The sequence below is a fragment of the Enterovibrio coralii genome (genome assembly GCF_001559595.1).
Lineage (GTDB): Bacteria > Pseudomonadota > Gammaproteobacteria > Enterobacterales > Vibrionaceae > Enterovibrio > Enterovibrio coralii.
In genome coordinates this window covers 234,759-254,686 of record NZ_LNTY01000025.1, presented here as the reverse complement: position 1 = coordinate 254,686, position 19,928 = coordinate 234,759, and the positions used below count along the sequence as shown (strand labels likewise).

The 19,928-nt window shown below is 48.4% G+C and carries 18 protein-coding genes and 2 pseudogenes; 13 read left to right on the top strand and 7 right to left on the bottom strand.

Annotation, left to right across the window (positions count from 1 at the left end):
* Positions 1-39 precede the first annotated feature (39 nt).
* Positions 40-963 carry a chemotaxis protein gene (locus ATN88_RS08250; RefSeq protein ID WP_067414132.1) on the top strand — a complete coding sequence of 308 codons (924 nt, stop codon included), beginning with the start codon at positions 40-42 and terminating at the stop codon, positions 961-963.
* A 192-nt stretch (positions 964-1,155) separates the two neighbouring features.
* On the top strand, positions 1,156-1,464 hold the full coding sequence (locus ATN88_RS08245) for a DUF496 family protein (protein ID WP_067413977.1): 309 nt from the start codon (positions 1,156-1,158) through the stop codon (positions 1,462-1,464).
* A 258-nt stretch (positions 1,465-1,722) separates the two neighbouring features.
* Here ATN88_RS08245 and ATN88_RS08240 read toward each other — a convergent pair whose 3' ends face one another.
* Together ATN88_RS08240 and ATN88_RS08235 are read right to left on the bottom strand one after the other, a co-directional pair.
* Positions 1,723-2,775, bottom strand: a complete 1,053-nt coding sequence (locus ATN88_RS08240) for a porin (protein WP_067413974.1) — start codon at positions 2,773-2,775, stop codon at positions 1,723-1,725.
* A gap of 429 nt (positions 2,776-3,204) precedes the next feature.
* Positions 3,205-5,064 (bottom strand): sigma-54-dependent Fis family transcriptional regulator, encoded by a 1,860-nt coding sequence (locus ATN88_RS08235; RefSeq protein WP_067413971.1) that lies wholly within the window; start codon positions 5,062-5,064, stop codon positions 3,205-3,207.
* A gap of 262 nt (positions 5,065-5,326) precedes the next feature.
* Here ATN88_RS08235 and ATN88_RS08230 point away from each other — a divergent pair, with 262 nt between their 5' ends.
* From ATN88_RS08230 to ATN88_RS08200, 7 genes and pseudogenes are all read left to right on the top strand, one after another.
* The gene (locus tag ATN88_RS08230; protein WP_067413970.1) at positions 5,327-6,406 is read left to right on the top strand and encodes an ABC transporter ATP-binding protein; all 1,080 of its coding nucleotides are present in this window, start codon (positions 5,327-5,329) and stop codon (positions 6,404-6,406) included.
* Positions 6,407-6,415: 9 nt separating this feature from the next.
* Positions 6,416-7,558: an ABC transporter ATP-binding protein gene (locus tag ATN88_RS08225; RefSeq protein WP_067413969.1), complete on the top strand. Its 1,143-nt coding sequence runs from the start codon at positions 6,416-6,418 to the stop codon at positions 7,556-7,558.
* Positions 7,548-8,417, top strand: coding sequence for a carbohydrate ABC transporter permease (locus tag ATN88_RS08220; RefSeq protein WP_067413968.1), 870 nt, complete (start codon positions 7,548-7,550; stop codon positions 8,415-8,417). The genes ATN88_RS08225 and ATN88_RS08220 overlap by 11 nt, the downstream gene beginning before the upstream one ends.
* 2 nt (positions 8,418-8,419) lie before the next feature.
* Complete coding sequence (locus ATN88_RS08215; RefSeq protein ID WP_067413966.1) at positions 8,420-9,217, top strand: carbohydrate ABC transporter permease; 798 nt, start codon at positions 8,420-8,422, stop codon at positions 9,215-9,217.
* Positions 9,218-9,227: 10 nt separating this feature from the next.
* Positions 9,228-9,500 carry a DUF2160 domain-containing protein gene (locus tag ATN88_RS08210; protein ID WP_067413964.1) on the top strand — a complete coding sequence of 91 codons (273 nt, stop codon included), beginning with the start codon at positions 9,228-9,230 and terminating at the stop codon, positions 9,498-9,500.
* 25 nt (positions 9,501-9,525) lie between these two features.
* Positions 9,526-11,258: pseudogene (locus tag ATN88_RS08205) on the top strand (ABC transporter substrate-binding protein).
* A 262-nt stretch (positions 11,259-11,520) separates the two neighbouring features.
* A pseudogene (locus ATN88_RS08200) lies at positions 11,521-12,119 on the top strand (acetate uptake transporter).
* A 62-nt stretch (positions 12,120-12,181) separates the two neighbouring features.
* On the opposite strand, the gene ATN88_RS08195 reads toward ATN88_RS08200, so the two are convergent.
* Positions 12,182-14,020, bottom strand: a complete 1,839-nt coding sequence (locus ATN88_RS08195) for a response regulator (RefSeq protein WP_232312969.1) — start codon at positions 14,018-14,020, stop codon at positions 12,182-12,184.
* Complete coding sequence (locus ATN88_RS27040) at positions 13,981-14,502, bottom strand: hypothetical protein (protein WP_232312967.1); 522 nt, start codon at positions 14,500-14,502, stop codon at positions 13,981-13,983. The genes ATN88_RS08195 and ATN88_RS27040 overlap by 40 nt, the downstream gene beginning before the upstream one ends.
* Before the next feature lie 52 nt (positions 14,503-14,554).
* On the opposite strand from ATN88_RS27040, the gene ATN88_RS08190 reads away from it, so the two are divergent.
* Positions 14,555-15,367, top strand: coding sequence for a substrate-binding periplasmic protein (locus tag ATN88_RS08190; RefSeq protein ID WP_157490682.1), 813 nt, complete (start codon positions 14,555-14,557; stop codon positions 15,365-15,367).
* A 20-nt stretch (positions 15,368-15,387) separates the two neighbouring features.
* Positions 15,388-16,068 (top strand): flagellar brake protein, encoded by a 681-nt coding sequence (locus ATN88_RS08185; RefSeq protein ID WP_067413960.1) that lies wholly within the window; start codon positions 15,388-15,390, stop codon positions 16,066-16,068.
* A 50-nt stretch (positions 16,069-16,118) separates the two neighbouring features.
* On the opposite strand, the gene hppD is transcribed toward ATN88_RS08185, so the two are convergent.
* The 3 genes from hppD to ATN88_RS08170 all read right to left on the bottom strand — a co-directional run bounded on the left by hppD (position 16,119) and on the right by ATN88_RS08170 (position 18,721).
* Positions 16,119-17,189 (bottom strand): 4-hydroxyphenylpyruvate dioxygenase, encoded by a 1,071-nt coding sequence (hppD, locus tag ATN88_RS08180; protein ID WP_198158349.1) that lies wholly within the window; start codon positions 17,187-17,189, stop codon positions 16,119-16,121.
* A 145-nt stretch (positions 17,190-17,334) separates the two neighbouring features.
* On the bottom strand, positions 17,335-17,688 hold the full coding sequence (locus ATN88_RS08175; RefSeq protein WP_067413957.1) for a DUF2750 domain-containing protein: 354 nt from the start codon (positions 17,686-17,688) through the stop codon (positions 17,335-17,337).
* Positions 17,689-17,821: 133 nt separating this feature from the next.
* On the bottom strand, positions 17,822-18,721 hold the full coding sequence (locus tag ATN88_RS08170; protein ID WP_067413953.1) for a helix-turn-helix domain-containing protein: 900 nt from the start codon (positions 18,719-18,721) through the stop codon (positions 17,822-17,824).
* 281 nt (positions 18,722-19,002) lie between these two features.
* Between ATN88_RS08170 and ATN88_RS27035 the strand changes: the two genes are divergently transcribed.
* Both ATN88_RS27035 and ATN88_RS08165 read left to right on the top strand, forming a co-directional pair.
* Entirely contained in the window at positions 19,003-19,308 is a 306-nt protein-coding gene (locus ATN88_RS27035) for an EamA family transporter (protein ID WP_232312965.1), read from the top strand.
* Positions 19,281-19,901 carry a DMT family transporter gene (locus tag ATN88_RS08165; protein ID WP_232312964.1) on the top strand — a complete coding sequence of 207 codons (621 nt, stop codon included), beginning with the start codon at positions 19,281-19,283 and terminating at the stop codon, positions 19,899-19,901. The genes ATN88_RS27035 and ATN88_RS08165 overlap by 28 nt, the downstream gene beginning before the upstream one ends.
* Positions 19,902-19,928 lie beyond the last annotated feature (27 nt).

Genomic DNA, 19,928 nt, shown 5'->3' with positions numbered 1-19,928 from the left:
ACAATAAGAATGGTTTATACGTCCGAAACAGGCGCTGACATGAAAAGTAAAGCCAACGAATCACAGGGAATGTTGCTCTTTAGGCTAACGGCAACACAATCCTTTGCTATAGGCACGCTAAAAGTGCGTGAGATTGTTCCATTTTGTCCCCTAACTGCGCTGCCAGGTTCTCACCATACTGTCATCGGAACCGCCAACATTCGCGGTGTCACCACACCGGTTATCGACATGGCAAAGGCTATTGGCTATAAACCTGTTCCAAAGGAAGAATACGAACGCTGCTTTATTATCATTACCGACTGTCAACGTCGTGTTGTGGGCTTTCTTGTTCGCGCCATTGAAAAGATCAGCGAATGTGATTGGCGAAACATCACCTCGCCACCGGACACCTTAGGAACGAAAGCGTTTCTGACTGGCGTGATGGACGTTGACAACAAGCTGGTTCAGTTACTCGACGTAGAACTCATCATGTACAAAATCTTCCCGTATGAGGAAGACAAGCTGCATCCCGTTCTCGCTGACGTCGACCGCGAAAAACTCAAGCCGATGCACATCATTCTTATTGATGACAGTAGCTTGGCGCGAAGACAGCTTTCTGAAGCACTAGACAGCATCAATATCCCTTACGAAGTCAGTAACAACGGGCTTGATGCGCTTGAGAAGATGAAGAACGCGGCAAGTGAAGGCCGTCCGTTCGATATCGTGGTCAGTGACATCGAGATGCCGGGCATTGACGGCTATGAGTTGGCGTTCGAAATCCGCAACAACAGTGCCTTGTCGGAAGCCTATTTGATTCTCCACACCTCGCTCTCAAGCGAAATCAGTGTTGATCGCGCGCATCAAGTCGGTGCACACGAAGCATTGACTAAGTTTGATGCGACAGAATTGGTGAATGCCATGCTCCGTGGTGCGAATCTCAAGACCACAGGCGAGCATGTTCGCCTTGAAGGTGCCATCGAGTAATTTACTTTCATATGATCTTTTGAGGCATGCAATACGCATGCCTCACCGTACACCATTCCCGTTCCAATTTTCCCGCCTTAGCGTCAAAACAGAAGTTTGTTTTAAGTGACTTTTCATTGATCAAAAGACTGTTTCCCAGTGCCTCAATGTGGTTTAATTTCATCAGGATCACACATAGAAGGTTAAAGACCTATGAACAATGTATTCGAGATCGTTAAGTTCTCTCGTCGCAAAAACAAACTGAAGCGGGAAATTCAGGATAACGAGAAAAAAATCCGCGACAACCAAAAGCGCGTTACCCTGCTTGAGAACCTGCTTGACTACATTCAACCAGAAATGTCTCACGATGAAATCGTAGAAATCGTTAAGAACATGAAAGCGGACTATGAAGACCGCGTTGACGATCACATCATCAAGAGTGCAGAAATCTCTAAAGAGCGCCGCGAAATCAGCCGTCAAATCAAAGAGCTGACTCGTCTAGACAAAGAAGGCAAAAAATAAGCTTTCCTGACTTTTAAAAGGAGGCGTCAGCCTCCTTTTTTATTGGCTGCAATTTGTGGTCAATGCCGTCCACTTAGGAATCGAAAATACGCTTTTCTGTTAGCGGCTCGATGTCCTTTTTCTGTGTGATCGAAAAAGGCTTTCTGCTGGCTTCCTGCGATTTTCTCCGCCACAGGCATCTGAATTCGGAAAGATAAAAAGCCCAGCAATCGCTGGGCTTTTTTGGCAGGGGGAAGTTAAAGCGTATTTACTTACTGATTACCAGTAAACACGTGCACCCAGTGCGTAACGCAACTCGCCGTCGTATGCAGATGGACCTACTGACCATTCTGAGTTGCTGTTGCTAAAGCCTGGTGTTTTACCGTCACGGTAGCCCACTTCGCCGTAAACACGGAAGAAAGAATTAAACTTGTGAACCGCACCCGCGTAAATGTTTGTCAGGTTATCGCTATCAACAGTACCGATAGTTTGGCCTTTCAGATCGTAGTCTGAGAATTCAAAGCCGCTGTACAATGCTGATTTGTCGGTAACCGCATAGCTCAGAGCCAGCGCGTAACCAGAACGGTCCAGCTCCAGTGACGTCGCATCACTTTCGATGCTGCTTGCCGTGTACTGAACGCCTACAGACAGGTCGCCGAACGTGCGTTGCGCCCAAACTGTGTAGTACAAATCATCGATTGAGCCGGCAGAGACGGCCACATTATTCAACGTAAACGCGCCGTGGTCCTGATTAGACGTAGAGACACCTGCGGTTACATCAAAACCTGCTAGGTTCTTGCTGACAAATAGCTCCAGCACTTCTGGTGAGGTACCATCTTCTGGCAGTGCATAGCTCGCATCAATGTAGATTGCATCGTTTTCAAAGACATAACGAATTGCGTTGTCGTGCTTGCCACCTGATACCTGCTCTTCAATGATGTGGCTGCCACCATAGAAGTAAGAATTATCAACACCACTCAAGTCATCGGCGGTCAGATATTGGCGACCAAAAGAGACTTTGCCAAAATCACCGGATACGCCCAGGTATCCCAAGCGATTTTTCATGTTTGTATCGCTGTCGGAATAAGAAAGGCTGTATTCAACGGTACCGAAAGCGTTTAGATTTTCATTGATAGTGTAGAAGGCGTTGACACCTGTTCGAGAGCCACCATCATCAAGTTTTACGTCTGCGTTCTCTAGTTTCTGAACAACTGCTCGAAGTTGACCATAAACCTCTACTGAACCTGCGTCACTGCTGTAAGCTTCAAATGCGTTTACATTGCCTGCCAAAATCACTGCCGGAATTGCTACGGCTAAAATCTTCTTATTCATAAAATACGATCCTGTATTTTGTTTCAGTCCATTTGCAAAAATGTTGCAAAACCAAGCTAACAAATTCAAAACACAGTGATCAACGATACATTTTCTAACAAATTCAATGTATTCAACATATTATGATTACTAATTAATCAATAAACAGATATTCACAGCATCCCCGTAAAGGTGCATAGCCATTCATTCATATGAGGTAAATCACATTAAATTTAGGGATTCGATGTAGGTGAGGCTTGATGAATATTCAGATTACGGATCGTCAAAGTTGATTATCTTTTGACCCAAAAAAACACATACATCTCAAAACATTTGTTGCGAGCCACTTCACGTATATGCGATTACGTGATTATCAGAAACTTCGATAAATGACTGCTTTTTGATCGTTTTCTGGCAATAGGTGTTGGGTGTTAATGACTATCTAGCACGTCATTTCAATCCCAATTGCTTCAATCGCTTATAAACCGTATTGCGGCTTACACCTGTGATCGCTGCAATTCTTGAGATATTGCCTTCAGTCTGGGCATAGATAGAAGGCAACGTATCTTGCCATGAAGAAATAGAAGGAATGGATGTCTGCTCGATGGGCGAATCCATCGGTTCGGATTGTTCAAGATCTAAAAAGAAGTCATCGGGGAGATGACCAATGCTTATCTTGTCGCTGCCTGATATCGCGAGAGCAACCCTAAGCACATTGATAAGTTGACGGATATTCCCCGGCCAAGGATGACAGCAAAACGCTGAAATGACATCGTCGTCCAGGTAAATTTTGCGACCGTCAGAGAGTTGGGTCAGCAACACATCTACCAAAGGGATGATGTCTGTTCTTTGCCTAAGTGCAGGGAGAAATACCGTCAGCCCATTGACTCGATAATACAAGTCTTCCCGAAACCGCTTTTCGGCGACTGCATCGCGCAGTGATTGGTGTGTGGCACACACCACGCGAAAATCAACAGGATAACTTTCTGTACTCCCTAAAGGCGTAACGCTCTTTTCTTGCAGCACACGCAGTAACCTTGCCTGCACATGAAGCGGCATGTCGCCGATTTCATCGAGCAACAATGTGCCACCGTCGGCCTGTCGAATATAGCCAATGCTGCCTTTGTTGTTTGCGCCAGTAAAAGCCCCTTTCACATAACCAAAGAGTTCAGACTCCACCAGGTCAGCCGGAATCGCCGCACAGTTCACCGCCACCATTTTCTTATTTGCACGCTCTGATGAAGCATGAACCGCTTGGGCAAACACTTCTTTACCCACGCCTGTTTCACCCTGCAACACCAAAGGAATATCACTGTTCACCACGCTCATCGCTTGGCGAATGGCTTTTTGCATGCAGGTATCACCCAAGTCCAAATGATGCAGCTTACGTTCGCTAGCCGATGGAGGTGTTGAAACGTCAGGTTGTCGATGCACGTTGTGTGTAACAGCAATAATGCGGTTGCCAGCAGGACGACGAATGGAGCCGAAAAGCCGATAATGTGAAAGTCCAACGAAAGTCAGAGGGTGATCTTCTGGATGCGCTGAGAGTTGTAGCAAGGGGATCCCAGTAACAGTTTCCACCGACAAGCCTCTCAACGACTGTCCGACCAGTAAATCTGCTCGGCGATTTGCCGCGATAATTTCACCGCCGTCGTTAAAAACCAGTAACCCCGCCCATTGGCTGGCCAGATTGTCAGAGCTGGTATTGAAGATGAGCATATTGCTGTGGCTTCGGTATGTCGCCATGATGAGTTGGTTCTCTACCGCCTGCGTCATGACTTTCACCATGCCGTTAACGTGAGATGTCGGCAAATAGGCGTCAGAAGAAATATTCAGTACCCCAACCAAATGTCGTTCACTGTTATAGATTGGGGCCGCTGAGGCGGTCATATATCGGTTTGCGACAAGGTAGTGTTCATCTCGCCCAACCACCACAGACTCGCCGGTTTGCAATGCTGTGCCAATTGCATTGGTGCCGTTGTATCGCTCACGCCAACTGGTGCCTTGGTCAAACAAGTGCTTTTCCATCTGACCGACAAAATCTGCCCTTCCCCAGCGGCTTAACAGATTACCTTCCTGATCCGCCAGCAGCACCAAGCTATTACTGTTTACCAATATGTTTTCGTAATAAGGCAGCACCTGCTCTTGGGTCGTTTGGATTAAATCATTCGAACGCTCTTTCGCTTCGCGCCACTGACCACCATGCAAGGTGACAATTTCCGGAGAGTGTTTGGGGTCAAGCCCAAATGACTGACACCGCTGCCAAGAGGCGCGGATCATCTCGTCGTGTTGGTGAGCTTTATCGCTCATTTCCACTCTCCTTGTGCTCATTCGAACATATTGGTGAGCGTTAAGCATTGTTCACATTTTGTTAACCGTCAACACAACACTGAACAGTCCGTGAACACTTAACAAACTGGCGGAATTAGCAAATCACTAAAAATCAACATGTTAAATGTTTGTATAACCTTGGCACGCTTCTAGCGTATGTCATTCGGATTGTGATGAGCATCTGCGCACGGCCTTCAACTCAACTTGCGCAGCCTTTGATCCCAACTGACACGGAGATGTCATGTCACTTGAACTAGAGAATGTCACAAGAATTAGCAACAACGAACGATGGCTGGATGACATAAACATTCGGATAGAGCCCGGTTCATTTAATGTGTTACTCGGAAGGACGCTGGCAGGGAAAACCAGCCTGATGCGTTTAATGGCGGGGTTAGATCGTCCCTCAGAGGGGCGCGTGCTGTTTAATGGTCAGGACGTGACGGGTGTGCCCGTACGAGAGCGCAATGTGTCCATGGTCTATCAGCAGTTTATTAACTATCCCAATCTTACTGTCTTCGAAAACATCGCCTCGCCCCTTCGCCTTGAAAAGCAATCTGAACACATCATTAAAGAGCGGGTTCAGGAAACTGCAGAAATGCTGCATATTGAATCCTTCCTAAACCGCTATCCCTTGGAATTGTCAGGCGGGCAACAACAACGCACCGCCATGGCACGTGCACTCGTGAAGAATGCAGACATCATCTTGTTCGATGAGCCTTTGGTGAACCTTGATTACAAACTACGCGAAGAACTGCGCCAAGAAATGCGGGAGCTTTTTTCTCAGCGCAATACCATCGCTGTTTACGCCACCACAGAGCCGAACGAGGCACTCGCTCTTGGTGGCAACATCGTGCTGATGCACGAAGGCAAGGTGATTCAAACCGGGCCTACTGCCGAGGTGTATCACCATCCTGCGTCTGTGACGTGTGCGGAGTTATTCGGCGAGCCACCTATCAACCTCATCAAAGGCAGTGTCGGTGATGGCAATGTCTCGTTTGATGAACATATTCACTTCCCGCTCAATACGGATTTGGGCGAGCTGAGTGAAGGTGATTACCAGTTCGGTATTCGCCCAAACCACTTGAGCCTTGTGCCTCGCAATGATGATGACTTGGAGCTTGTGGTAGACGTTGAGCTTGCAGAAATCAGTGGCAGTGAAACCTTCCTGCATGTCCGAAACCGCGACATCAATATGGTGCTTCACCTTCCCGGTGTTCACGATTACGACGTCGATGCCAAGATAAGCATCTATGTACCGACACATAAGCTTTACGTTTTCGACCACCAGCAGAAGCTGATCCAATCAGCCCGTCGTTTATAGGAGCGCATCATGGCAGAAATTACGCTTCAATCTCTTGCGCACTCCTATCACAAAACGCCACAACAACGCGCAGACTATGCCATTCGTAAAATGACGCATGTCTGGCGAAACGGCGGCGCTTATGCGCTACTTGGCCCCTCTGGGTGCGGAAAAAGCACCATGTTGAATATCATTTCTGGGCTCTTAACCCCGTCAGAAGGTTCAGTCATCTTTGATAAACAAGATGTCAGCCATCTTGCCCCGCAAGAGCGAAACATCGCGCAGGTTTTTCAGTTTCCAGTCGTCTACGACACCATGACGGTTTACGACAACCTCGCCTTCCCGCTGCGCAACATGAAAACGCCCGAAGCCAAAGTGCGTTCTCGCGTGAGTGAAGTGGCAGAGCTCTTAGAGCTTTCATCGGTTTTGGATAAGCGCGCCAGTAACCTCACCGCGGATGAAAAACAAAAAGTCTCCATGGGGCGCGGTTTGGTTCGTGAGGATGTATCCGCGATTCTGTTCGATGAGCCACTGACAGTTATCGACCCGCATCTCAAATGGAAGCTGAGACGCAAACTGCGTCAGATCCACGAGCAGTTCCACATCACCATGATCTACGTGACCCACGATCAGCTCGAAGCCGCAACCTTCGCGCAAGAAATTGCCGTGATGTATGACGGTGCAATCGTGCAATTCGGTACGCCACGCGAGCTGTTTGAAACGCCTAATCACACCTTTGTGGGTTTCTTTATCGGCAGTCCCGGGATGAACCTGCTCGAAGTTGAGCGAAACGCCTCCGGCAACGTCACCTTTGAATCATTCGACTTACCCCTCACTGAAGACCAGCAAGCCGCGTTGGCAGCCACAGAAAGCAACAACATCAAAGTCGGCATTCGCCCTGAGTTTGTGCATGTGTGGCAAGAAGCCCGTGACGATGCGTGGCAAGTCCCCGTGCAATACGTTGAAGACTTGGGGACATACAAAATCATCTCAGTGAAGTTTGGCAGTCAGGTACTCAAACTTCGTATCGCCGAGGAAGACCCCGTTCCGAAAGATCACGCCTTCATTAGCTTCCCCGCCCAATGGCTCAAGCTCTACATCGATGAGTATTTGATTGGCGAGCCAGAAGACACGACAAAAGACAGTGACGAGGAGATGCAGGATGCAGGCTAAAACCGAAAACAATCGCGCATGGCTGCTGGTACTTCCCGTCTTCTTGCTGGTTGCCTTCTCTGCCATCATCCCGCTGATGACGGTGGTGAACTATTCGATTCAGGATATTTTCGATCAGAACACCCGCTACTTTGTGGGCACGGAATGGTATCGGGAAATTCTTAACGACCCTCGCTTACATGACTCTCTGGTACGTCAGTTCATCTATTCCTTTAGCGTGCTCGCCATAGAGATCCCGCTGGGGATTGCGGTTGCCTTGACCATGCCAGCACGCGGTTTCAAAGCGTCAATAGTGCTCATCATTCTCGCTATTCCGCTGCTCATTCCATGGAACGTGGTTGGCACCATTTGGCAGATCTTTGGACGTGCTGACATTGGGCTGCTGGGCTGGTTCCTAAACAGTATTGGGGTGCAATACAACTATGCTGCCGATCCGGTCGATGCATGGATCACTGTGTTGGTGATGGATGTGTGGCACTGGACATCACTGGTTGCCTTACTGTGTTATTCCGGCCTTCGCGCCATTCCTGATGTTTACTATCAAGCGGCCAAAATCGACCGCGCCTCTAACTGGGCAGTGTTCAGATACATTCAGTTACCCAAACTTAAAAGCGTGCTGCTGCTTGGTGTTCTGCTGCGGTTTATGGACAGCTTTATGATCTATACCGAGCCGTTTGTACTCACCGGTGGCGGCCCTGGTAATGCCACCACCTTCCTCTCTCAGGCATTGACCAAAATGGCAGTCGGCCAGTTTGACATCGGTCCAGCGGCTGCATTTTCGATCATCTACTTCTTGATCATTCTTCTGGTGTGTTGGGTCTTCTACACCGCGATGACCAACATGGATAAGAGGGGCTGAACATGACTAGAAAAACCGTTGGCCTTCTTGCCTACATTATCTTCTTGATGGCACCGATTTATTGGCTGTTGATGATGTCGTTCAAAACCAATGAGGAGATCTTGGGTGGCCTTACATTCTGGCCGCAGACCTTCACGTTGGATAACTACATCGTCATCTTTTCAGACCCAAGCTGGTACACGGGCTATTTGAACTCGCTGACCTACGTGACCATCAACACCTTGTTGTCTTTGGCGGTTGCACTGCCTGCCGCTTATGCCTTCTCACGCTATAAGTTTGTCGGCGATAAGCACCTGTTCTTTTGGCTGCTGACCAACCGCATGGCACCGCCTGCCGTATTCCTGCTGCCTTTCTTCCAGCTTTACAGCTCTGTAGGTTTGTTTGATACCCACATTGCGGTGGCGTTGGCGCACTGTTTATTTAACGTGCCGCTCGCAGTCTGGATTTTGGAAGGCTTTATGTCAGGGGTGCCGAAAGAGATCGACGAGACGGCATATATCGATGGCTACAGCTTTCCCAAATTCTTCGTGCGGATCTTTATTCCTATGATCCGCTCAGGGATTGGTGTGACGGCCTTCTTCTGTTTCATGTTCAGCTGGGTAGAGCTCTTACTTGCCCGAACGCTGACATCGGTAAACGCCAAACCCATTGTGGCCACCATGACACGAACAGTGAGTGCCTCAGGCATTGACTGGGGCGTGCTGGCCGCGGCGGGTGTTTTAACCATTGTACCGGGGCTGCTTGTGATTTGGTTTGTTCGAAACCATGTCGCAAAAGGCTTCGCTTTAGGACGCGTATAAGGAGATCACGATGGGCTGGATGGCATGGACACTCCCAAGCGCACTGTTTTTTATCACCATTGCCTGCATGTTGCTGGCGATGACCATATTCGAAGTACTCCGTCCTTGTGTGGAACGAAAGGGATTTCTCCCCATCCGCACAACGCGGGGTGATCGACTCTTTATAGGGCTGCTGGGCAGTGCCTATATCCACCTGTTCTTCATCGGAGCCACAGATTTGCCGATTTGGTATCCCTTTGGGATTTCCATCGTTTGGCTGATCACTGTGTTGCGTTGGGGATAAGGAAAAACGACAAAGGAGCGAAACTATGAAGCATCTGCCTGCTGTATCCAAATGGACGCCCTTGGGGTGTCTGATAGGTACATTACTGGCACCGGCAGCCCTCGCCGACCAGTACAGCGACGCTGCAGCAAAATGGGTGAGTGATGAATTTACACCTTCGACGCTAAGCAAAGATGAACAGCTAAAGGAAATGGCGTGGTTTACTGAAGCTCGAAACCGTTCCGCGGCATGGAAATCAAAGTCGTATCCGAAACCATCACAACCCATGAATATGAGTCCAAAGTGCTTGCCAAAGCCTTTGAACAGATCACGGGTATCAAAGTCACCCATGACTTGATCCAAGAGGGTGATGTGGTGGAAAAACTGCAAACGGAGATGCAATCCAACCGCAGTATCTATGACGCCTACATCAATGATTCTGACTTGATCGGTACGCACCTGCGTTACGGCAAGGTCTTCCCTATCAGTGATTACATCACTAGCGAAGGAAAAGACGTGACTCTGCCAACTCTCGATCTCGATGACTTTATCGGCATCAGTTTTACCACTGGCCCGGACGGAAAAATCTACCAACTGCCTGATCAGCAGTTTGCCAACCTTTACTGGTTCCGTGCTGACTGGTTTGCGCGCGATGATCTGAAAGCCAAGTTCAAAGACATCTACGGCTATGAACTCGGTGTGCCAGTGAACTGGTCCGCCTATGAAGATATCGCCGAGTTCTTCTCTGTACATGTGAAAGAAATCGACGGTGAACGCGTTTACGGCCACATGGATTACGGTAAGAAAGACCCGTCTCTCGGCTGGCGTTTTACCGATGCATGGTTCTCCATGGCAGGTGCCGGTGACAAGGGCATTCCAAACGGTATTCCCGTCGATGAATGGGGCATTCGTGTTGAAGGCTGTTCGCCGGTTGGTTCCAGTGTCGAGCGTGGTGGTGCCACCAACGGCCCCGCGGCAGTATTTGCCACAACCAAGTACGTTGACTGGCTGCGCGAGTTCGCACCACCAGAAGCACAAGGCATGACGTTCTCTGAAGCGGGCCCTGTGCCAGCACAAGGGTCTATTGCACAGCAGATTTTCTGGTACACCGCATTTACCGCTGACATGACCAAACCGGGACTGGCAGTGGTTAACGAAGATGGCACGCCGAAGTGGCGTATGGCACCGTCACCTCGTGGGCCTTACTGGGAAGACGGTATGAAACTCGGCTATCAAGATGCCGGTTCTTGGACCTTAATGAAGTCTACCGAACCTAAGCGTCGCATGGCCGCTTGGCTTTACGCACAGTTCACTGTGGCGAAATCTGTGTCGCTTAAGAAAACCCTTGTAGGTCTGACGCCAATTCGTGAATCTGACATCAACTCACAAGCGATGACAGATGTCGCACCAAAACTTGGCGGTCTGGTCGAGTTCTACCGCAGCCCAGCGCGTGTTCAGTGGACACCAACGGGTACAAACGTGCCTGATTATCCGAAACTGGCGCAATTGTGGTGGCAATTTATCGCTGAAGCAGCGAACGGCGAGAAAACCCCACAAGAAGCACTGGACGGTCTGGCGAAAGCACAAGATCGCGTACTTCAGCGTCTAGAACGTGCAAACGTACAGGGCGAATGTGGTCCGAAACTTAACAAACCACGTGATGCGTCTTACTGGTTGGAACTGCCTGGCGCACCAAAAGCCAAGCTTTCAAACGAGAAACCACAAGGACAAACCATCAATTACGATAAGTTGCTCGAAGAATGGAAATCGGCACTGTAATCGATTAACAACACGCCCAAAGCACCTGCATAGTCAGGTGCTTTTTCTTTATTTAATTTAAGCAAAATAGACAGTTAGCGCTTGCGCTAAAAGTAAACAGCCCACTTACACACCCTCGCCAAAAACAGTGATATAAATCACAAATATCAATCACTTACAGAAAACGAAAACTTAGTTTTCACTATTGGCTTTTTCATTTTTGCTTACATTCCACTAAAATTCGCGCGCATTTTTTACCAACTTTTTTGAAGGAAACGCGAGCATGTCTACAAAATTGGCTAACCCAGCTCCATTAGGTCTAATGGGCTTCGGTATGACCACCATCCTGCTGAACATTCACAACGCAGGCTTTTTCCCAATTGACTCCATGATCCTGGCCATGGGAATTTTCTACGGTGGTTTGAGCCAAGTGCTGGTAGGCATGATGTGTTTCAAACGTGGTGATACTTTCGGTACCACTGCATTCACTTCTTACGGTCTGTTCTGGCTGACGCTGGTTGGCTTGATTGTTATGCCTTACATGGGTCTGCCAGCTAGCCCTGCATCATTCATGGGTTGGTACCTGGCACTGTGGGGTATCTTCACTGGCTTCATGTTCATTGGTTCACTGTGCTACCCAGTAGCGAAGCAAGTCGTATTCGGTTCTCTGACTGTTCTGTTCTTCTTGCTAGCAGCACGTGATTTCACAGGCAGCACACTGATCGGTACCATCGCAGGTATTGAAGGTATCTTCTGTGGTGCGAGCGCAATCTACTTCGCAATGGCACAAGTGCTGAACAACGAATACGGCCGCACTATCCTCCAATCGGCGAGAAGAAAAAAGCAGCGGCACCAGTAGCAACCGCTGAAGTTGCTGCGTAAGCGAAAACGCATTGAAAAGAAAAGGGCTAGCGATGTGCTAGCCCTTTTTTATTGTCGGTATGCTACTGCGTCTGCGCTTTGCCATGTTCAAGCGGTCGCAGGTGCATGCGAAGCATGCGCTCTAAATCTGCTTTACTGACAGGTTTTGCAATATAGTCATCCATTCCCGACTTCAAGCAATCTTCTCTGTCTTTCGCTGTTGCGTTGGCGGTCAGAGCAACAATCGGAGAATGATCCGCCAGATGGTGCTCTCTAATGAGGCGAGATGCCTGAAACCCATCCATGATTGGCATCTGACAGTCCATAAAAATCAAATCGAACACGTCATTTTCACAGTATTCGACGGCAATTTTTCCGTTCTCGGCAATTACCACTTCCACACCCATTTTGTTGAGCATGGCCTGCGTAACACGTTGGTTAACTTTGGTGTCTTCCACCACCAAAATTCGGCCAGCAAATTCCGTTGCGTCTGGGGCGTGTTCGTACACTTCGGCATTTTCAGGCGTCGCACTCAACTCAGACACAACACCCAGTTTGGGCTGCTGATTACGAAGTACCTTCAAAATGGTGCTTTTCAAATCCGCCAGCTTGTAAGGCCTTGACAGGTAACCTTGAATACCCAATGTCTCCAACTTGATGTTGTCGTGCACTTCGGGGGCTGCCGTTATCATGATCATGCTTGGACAACGATTACCAAAGCGTTTCTTCAACTGCGACGCGACGGAGAACCCATCGACACTCGGCATCAATTTATCTAAAACAACCAGCTTGAACGGCTTCGGTGAATCGATCCGCTCGGCGATCATCTCTTCCGCATCTTCAGGACGCATGCAGCAAGTGATGTTGCTACCCAAATTACCCAATTGAATACTGGTAATGCGCATGTTCAATCTGCTGTCATCTACTAACAGCATTTCGGTATCAGCAAACATCATCGCATCAATTGGCGTCGCTTCAGGCTCATCAGCACGCTCTAATGTCGCGGTAAAGAAGAAGCGGCTGCCGACTTTCTCTTGGCTTTCGACCGCCAACTTGCCGCCCATCAGTCCGACAATTTGCTTTGAAATTGCAAGGCCTAAGCCTGTGCCGCCAAAGTTGCGCGTTGTACTGCCATCTGCCTGCTCAAACTTTTCGAAGACACTTTCAAGTTTGTCGCTCGGGATACCAATACCCGAATCGATGACCTCAAACAGCAAGGTACAGTAGTCGCCGCTTTCGCTGGTTTGTTGAATGTTCACGCGCACGCTGCCGCGTTCCGTGAATTTCACTGCGTTCCCCACCAAGTTAATCATAACCTGACGCAAGCGAGGCGCATCACCCATCAAGAGTGGCGAGATATCTGGGTCAACATGGCAGTCAAAGTCGATGCCTTTTTCTTTGGTGCGAAGCTTAAACATCTGCTCGATGTCTTTATTTAGCTCAAACACATTCAGCTCAACAGTATCCAGCTCAAGCTTGCCAGCTTCAATTTTGGAGAAGTCGAGAATGTCATTGATGATGTCGAGCAAGGTCAGCGACGATGTTTCCAACATCTCAATAAACTCTCGCTGCTCTTCATCCAACTTTGTGCCCTTTAAGAGCGATGCCATGCCGATGATGCCGTTCATTGGCGTGCGGATCTCATGGCTCATATTGGCAAGAAACTCACTCTTTTTCTTGTTCGCCCGCTCTGCAACCCGCTTGGATTCTTTCAGCTCCTCGCTGTTATTTCGCATCCGCTCAACGGTGTTGTTGTACTGCGTGTAAAGCCTCACCAACTCTTCACCCATCGACTGTTGTGGCCTTTCAATAGGCTCAGGCAAATTGTTGATATCAAATTTGGTGACGCCTTTAGATATCCAAATCAAAGGACGAACGACATCTACGTAAACAATGAGGAACACCAAAGCACCCAGTACCAAGGTGCTGCGCCCAGGAACAAAAGGAGCGTGATAAACCTTTCGGTCAGACTGTTATAAATATGCTGAAGTGTGATATCGACGCGGATGTAGCCTAGCTCAAACTCTGCGCCAAATTGGGAATATTGAATTGGCCATTCATACGTCAGTTTTGGCTCCGAGGGCGTTTGACCTGCTTCTGCAAGGATGCGGTCTTTCTCAAACACCACCACATGCGCCACGTCCGGATTTCGGAATATACCTTCAGTGACCACTTGAAGCTGCTCGACATCTTCCTGCCAAACACTGGCTGCCACCGCAGGGAGATCTGTCTTTTGAATCAGCAACGCGTTTTCGCGCGTCTGCTCATAACGTGCCTGATAATCAAGGTACAGTGCAAAACCTGCAACCAGAAAAGCGAGCAAGGTACATACCAGCAAAATACGTCCAACCAATCTGGCAGCCATGCTCACAGGCGGACGCGAATTCTCGTTTTGATTCAACATAGTCTAGGCTTAAATTGTCTTAAAAAAGGAACAGTCCTCTTTAAGAATAGCGTTGATTCCCAAACTTGAGAGTGCCGATAACATGTGCAGCATCAAAACCATTAATGCAAATAAGTTCATACATCTATTAACGCTCTTTATTGCAACCACTTTTAGCGCATTGAGCCAAGCAGACACACTCGATTATTACGTTGTACAAAATCAATCGGAACCCCTTCAAATTCAAGATGCTGGCGAAAATCATCGCGGGATTGTTACCGATATCGTCAACAAAGCTCTAAAAGGGTCAAAGTACGAACTCGCTATTCACACCTACCCTTTCAATCGCATGATTGCCGAACTTGCCAAGCATCAACAAGAAAACTGGATCACATACGGCAGTCCTTTGTGGGGCGACATGCAGGCAGCAAACTTGTCTGAATATCCAATTCTGGAGGTTGAGCACAGTATCTTGAGCGGTGCTCAGTCAAGCTTTGACTACAAAAACACCGATGATCTTCAAGACAAGGTGGCAATCTTGCTGTTCGGTTTCGATTACCCCGGCCTTGATAAAAAGATTAAAAGCGGTGATGTCAGTGAAATTCGTGTGAAGAATTACGATTCAGCGTTTCGCGTCGTCGACAGATTGAAGGGCACGGCCGGTTTTGTGGAAATGGACTTGAGGCTTCAGTACCACCTCAAGCGTTTGGGGTTCACGCAAGAAGATTACAAACTACAGAAAATCAGCAACATGATCCCGAGCTATCAAATCCATTTGGCGTATTCACCGGGCATGGACCCTGAAATCAAGGCGTACATTGATCAGCGCATTAAAGAGATGAAAGACAATAACGAGCTACAGGAAATTGTCGCGAATTACCTGTAATACGGAGCGTGTATTAGTCCATGCAAACCATTAAAACCGACTCGTCAGACAATTTTTACCGGCTGCTTTCTGTCGGGTCTCGATTGAGTATTGAGCTTTCCGACGACCCAAAGAAAACCCAGTTGAGCTCTCGACTGGTCGGCTTTCGAAAAGATCAGTTCTTGCTCATTGATTGCCCTGCGGGAAAAGACCCCATCATCGAACGGTTTTATATCCCCAACAACGAGTTGATTATTCGAGCCGTAACCGACAGCGAGTTCCGCGATGTCATCGCCTTCCGCTCGCTCGTGATGGGCGTTATTCAAAAGCCTATTCGCCTTTTAATTGTTTCTATTCCAGAAAATGTCGCGCACCGACAAATCCGCCAAGAGCCGCGTATTGATACCAATCTTTGGATTCACGCCGAGTGTGAAGGCGAGAAATTCAAAGCCTTCATGCTCGACTATTCCGTGTCTGGCTGCTGCCTCGAAGTCAACGGCAATGACCGATTGATGTTTGAAGGCGAAAAGCTGGTTTTAACGGTGGACCACAGCGACGATTTACGTGGTCAAATTCCAGGGGAAGTTGTCGCGGTGAACAACGACAGAGAGCCTCCTACCGTGGGGATTCGTTTTGATGAAACCCACAGCACGCTTCGAAAAGAGCTGTTCTACCAGTTCTTATTCGACATGCGCACCAATGACCGTTCTCTGGACGTATAAAAAGCAGGTCAGTATGACCTGCTTTTTTTGCTCTTTTCTTCGAGTAAGCCTTAGCCCGCATCGAGCACGCCACGACGGATTTGATCCAGCTCTATCGACTCAAACAGAGCTTGGAAGTTACCTTCGCCGAAGCCTTGATTGCCCTTACGCTGGATAATTTCAAAGAACACTGGCCCGATTACTGTGTCTGTGAAAATCTGTAACAGGATGCCAGTCTCCACATTGCCATCAATCAGCACCTGTAAATTCTGTAACTGACCGATATCTTCTTGGTGGCCTTCAACACGATGATTAACGTTCTCATAGTACGTATCTGGCGTGGACATAAACTTCATGCCACGTTGACGAAGCACTTCCACGGTTTTGTAAATGTCTTCGGTACTGAGCGCGATGTGTTGAATGCCCTCGCCGTTATACGCTTTGAGGTACTCGGCGATTTGGGATTTATCATCACTGGATTCGTTGATAGGTATGCGGATTTTTCCGCAAGGTGCCGTTAACGCACGTGATTTTAATCCTGTGCGTTTACCTTCAATGTCGAAAAAGCGGATCTCTTTGAAGTTAGCAATGCGATCGTAGAAATCCGCCCAGCTATCCATATTGCCTTTCTCGACATTGTGCGTGAGGTGGTCGATAACGCCCAAGCCAGCATCACATGCCAGTAGCCTTTGTTTCCAATCGGTATAGAAATCAAAATCGATGTCATAGATACCTTGGTCGCCATAGCGGTCAACCAAGTACAGATAGGAGTCACCAATGCCATGTATGGCAGGAATGTTAAGCTCCATCGGACCAATTCTCGGTGCACATGCTTCTGCACCTTGCTTGACGGCATAGTTCAAGGCATGAGCCGCATCTTTTACCCTGAAGGCCATGGCGTTCACACTGGCACCGTGCACTTTGGCAAAGCCCTCAGCTTGAGACTGAGATTCACCGTTTACGATAAAGTTGATATCACCCTGACGGTATAACCACACGTCTTTATGCTTGTGTTTGGCGATTTCAGCAAAGCCCATCATAGAAAACAGTGCTTTGAGTTCTTTGATTCCTTTCTTCGTCGGAGCCGTGTATTCCACGAACTCGAAACCGTCGGTTCCCATTGGATTAATCGTCTCGGTCATTGTGCCTCCCACCATCGTTTCCACGCGTCAATGCATGCTTAAACGAATAGCAGTCGGTATGCGATCAAGACAAAGAAGAGCAGTGCGCACTGAAGCATGCACACTGTAAAGAGAGAATTGTACACCTTGATTGACGGTGCTGAGTTCAGACTGTTTCTACAAGGAATTTTGAGACAAGATCGTTGGGTTCTACCTCTTCCCCACTCAGGTCATCACCCCAGTCAGGACCAAGCATCACGGCGTCATGCGCAAGATCGACCAGCCAGTCTTCGATAAACTCTTCCAGAGGAATAGCAACGGGTGCGAAGTCTTCCCATTCGTCAACACAATGCACCGCTGCGGCTTCTCGCGTCGACCAAAATGGCATAACGTCTGTTTCTTCATAAATGGCAGAATCACAAATCACCCAGCCATCTTTACAGTGTAAACCCCATATTTCCCCGCTTGAGCGGGAGGCTGCAACAAACTTATCGACAGGTGTCGTGTCGCTGGTTGTCATGCCATCTCTCCTGTATCGCGCAGTTATGCCTCTAGCCGCGACGCGGCTAACTAACACTTCAATCTACCCAGAGCAGGCGCGGGCTTGTGTCTTAATAGTGAGTATTCGCCCTCTCTTTTTTACGAGAGTCCGGTCATCTCACATTTTGACTGCGGCGATAGCTGGCGGGACTAAATCCAACACGTTGTTTAAATTGTTGAGAGAGGTGTTGTTGGGAGGAGAAACCGCACATGGCGGAAATGTCGGAGAGAGAGAATTCACTTTGAGAAAGCAAAGTCTTAGCGCGTTTTACGCGTTGCTCTAATACGTATTGGTGCGGCGTACAGCCAAAACTCACTTTGAACATTCGAGCAAAGTGAAAGTCGCTGAGCTGAGAAATGGCGGCGAGATCGCTCAATGTGAATGAGTGCGACAGTGACGCCTCAATATAATCCATGACACGGCGTTGATTCACTGGCGACAAACCGCCTGTCGGCAATGCCTTCTTAAAGGGTTCATGGCAGTGCTGCCTCACCAAATGCAGCAGCATCATTTGCTGCGCGTGAGAAAGCATTAGTTGATCGGTAGTGCTTGTCCAATCGAGCGGCAACATATTCTGTCGGATGAGCTGATTGACAAAGGGGTCATCAGTGAAGGTGCGCTCTTTTAGTTCGATATGGCGGCCTTCTTTGTCAAAAACCTGCTCAGCAAACGCTTGAAGATGGGATTGTTCAAAGTAAAAGTGGAAAAACGAAAAGGGATCGGCGTAATGCCAAACCGAACGATGGTTGATTGGCATCAAGCACAGTTTGTCTTGCCCACCATAAATATCACCACCACGCGTGGAGCGTTTGGTGTTCTTTCCGCCCTGCACATAATAGCTGAGGGTATGATGATTCGGCTTGTCATACACAGTCGTTCCGTGACTGTTACTCCACAGGGCAACACCCATGCCATTGTCTAAAAACACGTCGCTTTGAAGCTGAGCGGTGTTGCTCTGAAGTACATCGTAGACTTGCCTGTTCTTATTGTTCTCTGCCAATCCTTTAGCCATGCCTTACTACACTCCTTTCACATGCACTATAAATCCTAGTAACAGCATATGAACACCGTCCAGTAATAAAAATGCGCAAGAATCTATAAAAACCGCAATATTTTGGAAGTTCTAACCAAGAATTGTGCATAGCATTTCATCTGTAAGACGAGCGTCTGTAAGGCCTCGCCTTACTACCTATCAATAAAACAACGTTAATTAGGCTAGAACTTATGGAGGCTGGCCGTCCCTTATCCGGGCCAGCCTTCAGCTTTTTTCAAAAAGAAGGGACGGGGCATAACGTGAACACGTTTCTGTATATCATCACCGTCGTGATCTGGGGAACAACCTGGCTTGCGATTGCTTTTCAAGCGGGCGATACCCCTGTACCGGTATCTGTAGGCTGGCGGTTTGCGTTGGCATCGCTGGCTCTGTTTGTCATTCTCGCCCTTCAACGCAAACTCGTCCCGCTGACGAAAGAAAACCATAAGATGGCGGCACTGCTGGCATTGTGCCTCTTTTCCAATAACTTCCTTTGCTTCTACGTCGCAACCAGCTATTTCCCAAGTGGCCTTATTGCGTGGTCTTTTCACTTGCCCCCATTTTGAATGCGCTCAATCTTTGGTGGCTGGAAAAGCGCAAACCCGGACGCACCTTTATGCAAGGTGCCATCATGGGGTTTGTCGGCGTGTTACTAATGTTCGCTTCCCAGTTTTTCAATGCAGCAATGGACCTCAACATATTAGTGGGGCTGGGGATTTCGTTTATTGGCACCTACTTCTTCTCAATGGGCAATTTGGTCTCCGCAAAAGCCCAGCAACAAGCCATGCCGTTGTTACCGACAACCGCTTGGGCCATGGGGTACGGCGCGTTGTATCTGTTTGCCATCTCACTGCTGATGGGCCACAACCTCAACTTCAGCTCTGAGCCTCTATATGTCTCGGCATTGGTCTATCTCGCAATCATCGGCTCTGTCGTCGGCTTCAACACATACCTTGCTCTGGTGGGACGCATTGGTGCTCCCAAGGCTGCGTATTGTACGGTTCTCTTTCCCCTCGTTGCGCTATCGCTTTCTACCGTCTTTGAGGGCTATGAATGGACGTGGACGTCTCTACTCGGCGTCATTTTAGTGGTATGCGGTAACCTACGCGTTTTTGGCTTGCCTGAGCCGTTAAAACGCTGGTATCTCGCCCGACAATAATTACTCTGCGGCCAACTGGATCAGCCA

What these genes read in the sequence shown, in the direction of transcription:
- ATN88_RS08250 (WP_067414132.1), top strand. Translation starts at nt 40, where the DNA reads ATGAAAAGTAAAGCCAACGAATCACAGGGAATGTTGCTCTTTAGGCTA.
- ATN88_RS08245 (WP_067413977.1), top strand. Translation starts at nt 1,156, where the DNA reads ATGAACAATGTATTCGAGATCGTTAAGTTCTCTCGTCGCAAAAACAAA.
- ATN88_RS08240 (WP_067413974.1), bottom strand. Translation starts at nt 2,775, where the DNA reads ATGAATAAGAAGATTTTAGCCGTAGCAATTCCGGCAGTGATTTTGGCA.
- ATN88_RS08235 (WP_067413971.1), bottom strand. Translation starts at nt 5,064, where the DNA reads ATGAGCGATAAAGCTCACCAACACGACGAGATGATCCGCGCCTCTTGG.
- ATN88_RS08230 (WP_067413970.1), top strand. Translation starts at nt 5,327, where the DNA reads ATGTCACTTGAACTAGAGAATGTCACAAGAATTAGCAACAACGAACGA.
- ATN88_RS08225 (WP_067413969.1), top strand. Translation starts at nt 6,416, where the DNA reads ATGGCAGAAATTACGCTTCAATCTCTTGCGCACTCCTATCACAAAACG.
- ATN88_RS08220 (WP_067413968.1), top strand. Translation starts at nt 7,548, where the DNA reads ATGCAGGCTAAAACCGAAAACAATCGCGCATGGCTGCTGGTACTTCCC.
- ATN88_RS08215 (WP_067413966.1), top strand. Translation starts at nt 8,420, where the DNA reads ATGACTAGAAAAACCGTTGGCCTTCTTGCCTACATTATCTTCTTGATG.
- ATN88_RS08210 (WP_067413964.1), top strand. Translation starts at nt 9,228, where the DNA reads ATGGGCTGGATGGCATGGACACTCCCAAGCGCACTGTTTTTTATCACC.
- ATN88_RS27040 (WP_232312967.1), bottom strand. Translation starts at nt 14,502, where the DNA reads ATGTTGAATCAAAACGAGAATTCGCGTCCGCCTGTGAGCATGGCTGCC.
- ATN88_RS08185 (WP_067413960.1), top strand. Translation starts at nt 15,388, where the DNA reads ATGCAAACCATTAAAACCGACTCGTCAGACAATTTTTACCGGCTGCTT.
- hppD (WP_198158349.1), bottom strand. Translation starts at nt 17,189, where the DNA reads ATGACCGAGACGATTAATCCAATGGGAACCGACGGTTTCGAGTTCGTG.
- ATN88_RS08175 (WP_067413957.1), bottom strand. Translation starts at nt 17,688, where the DNA reads ATGACAACCAGCGACACGACACCTGTCGATAAGTTTGTTGCAGCCTCC.
- ATN88_RS08170 (WP_067413953.1), bottom strand. Translation starts at nt 18,721, where the DNA reads ATGGCTAAAGGATTGGCAGAGAACAATAAGAACAGGCAAGTCTACGAT.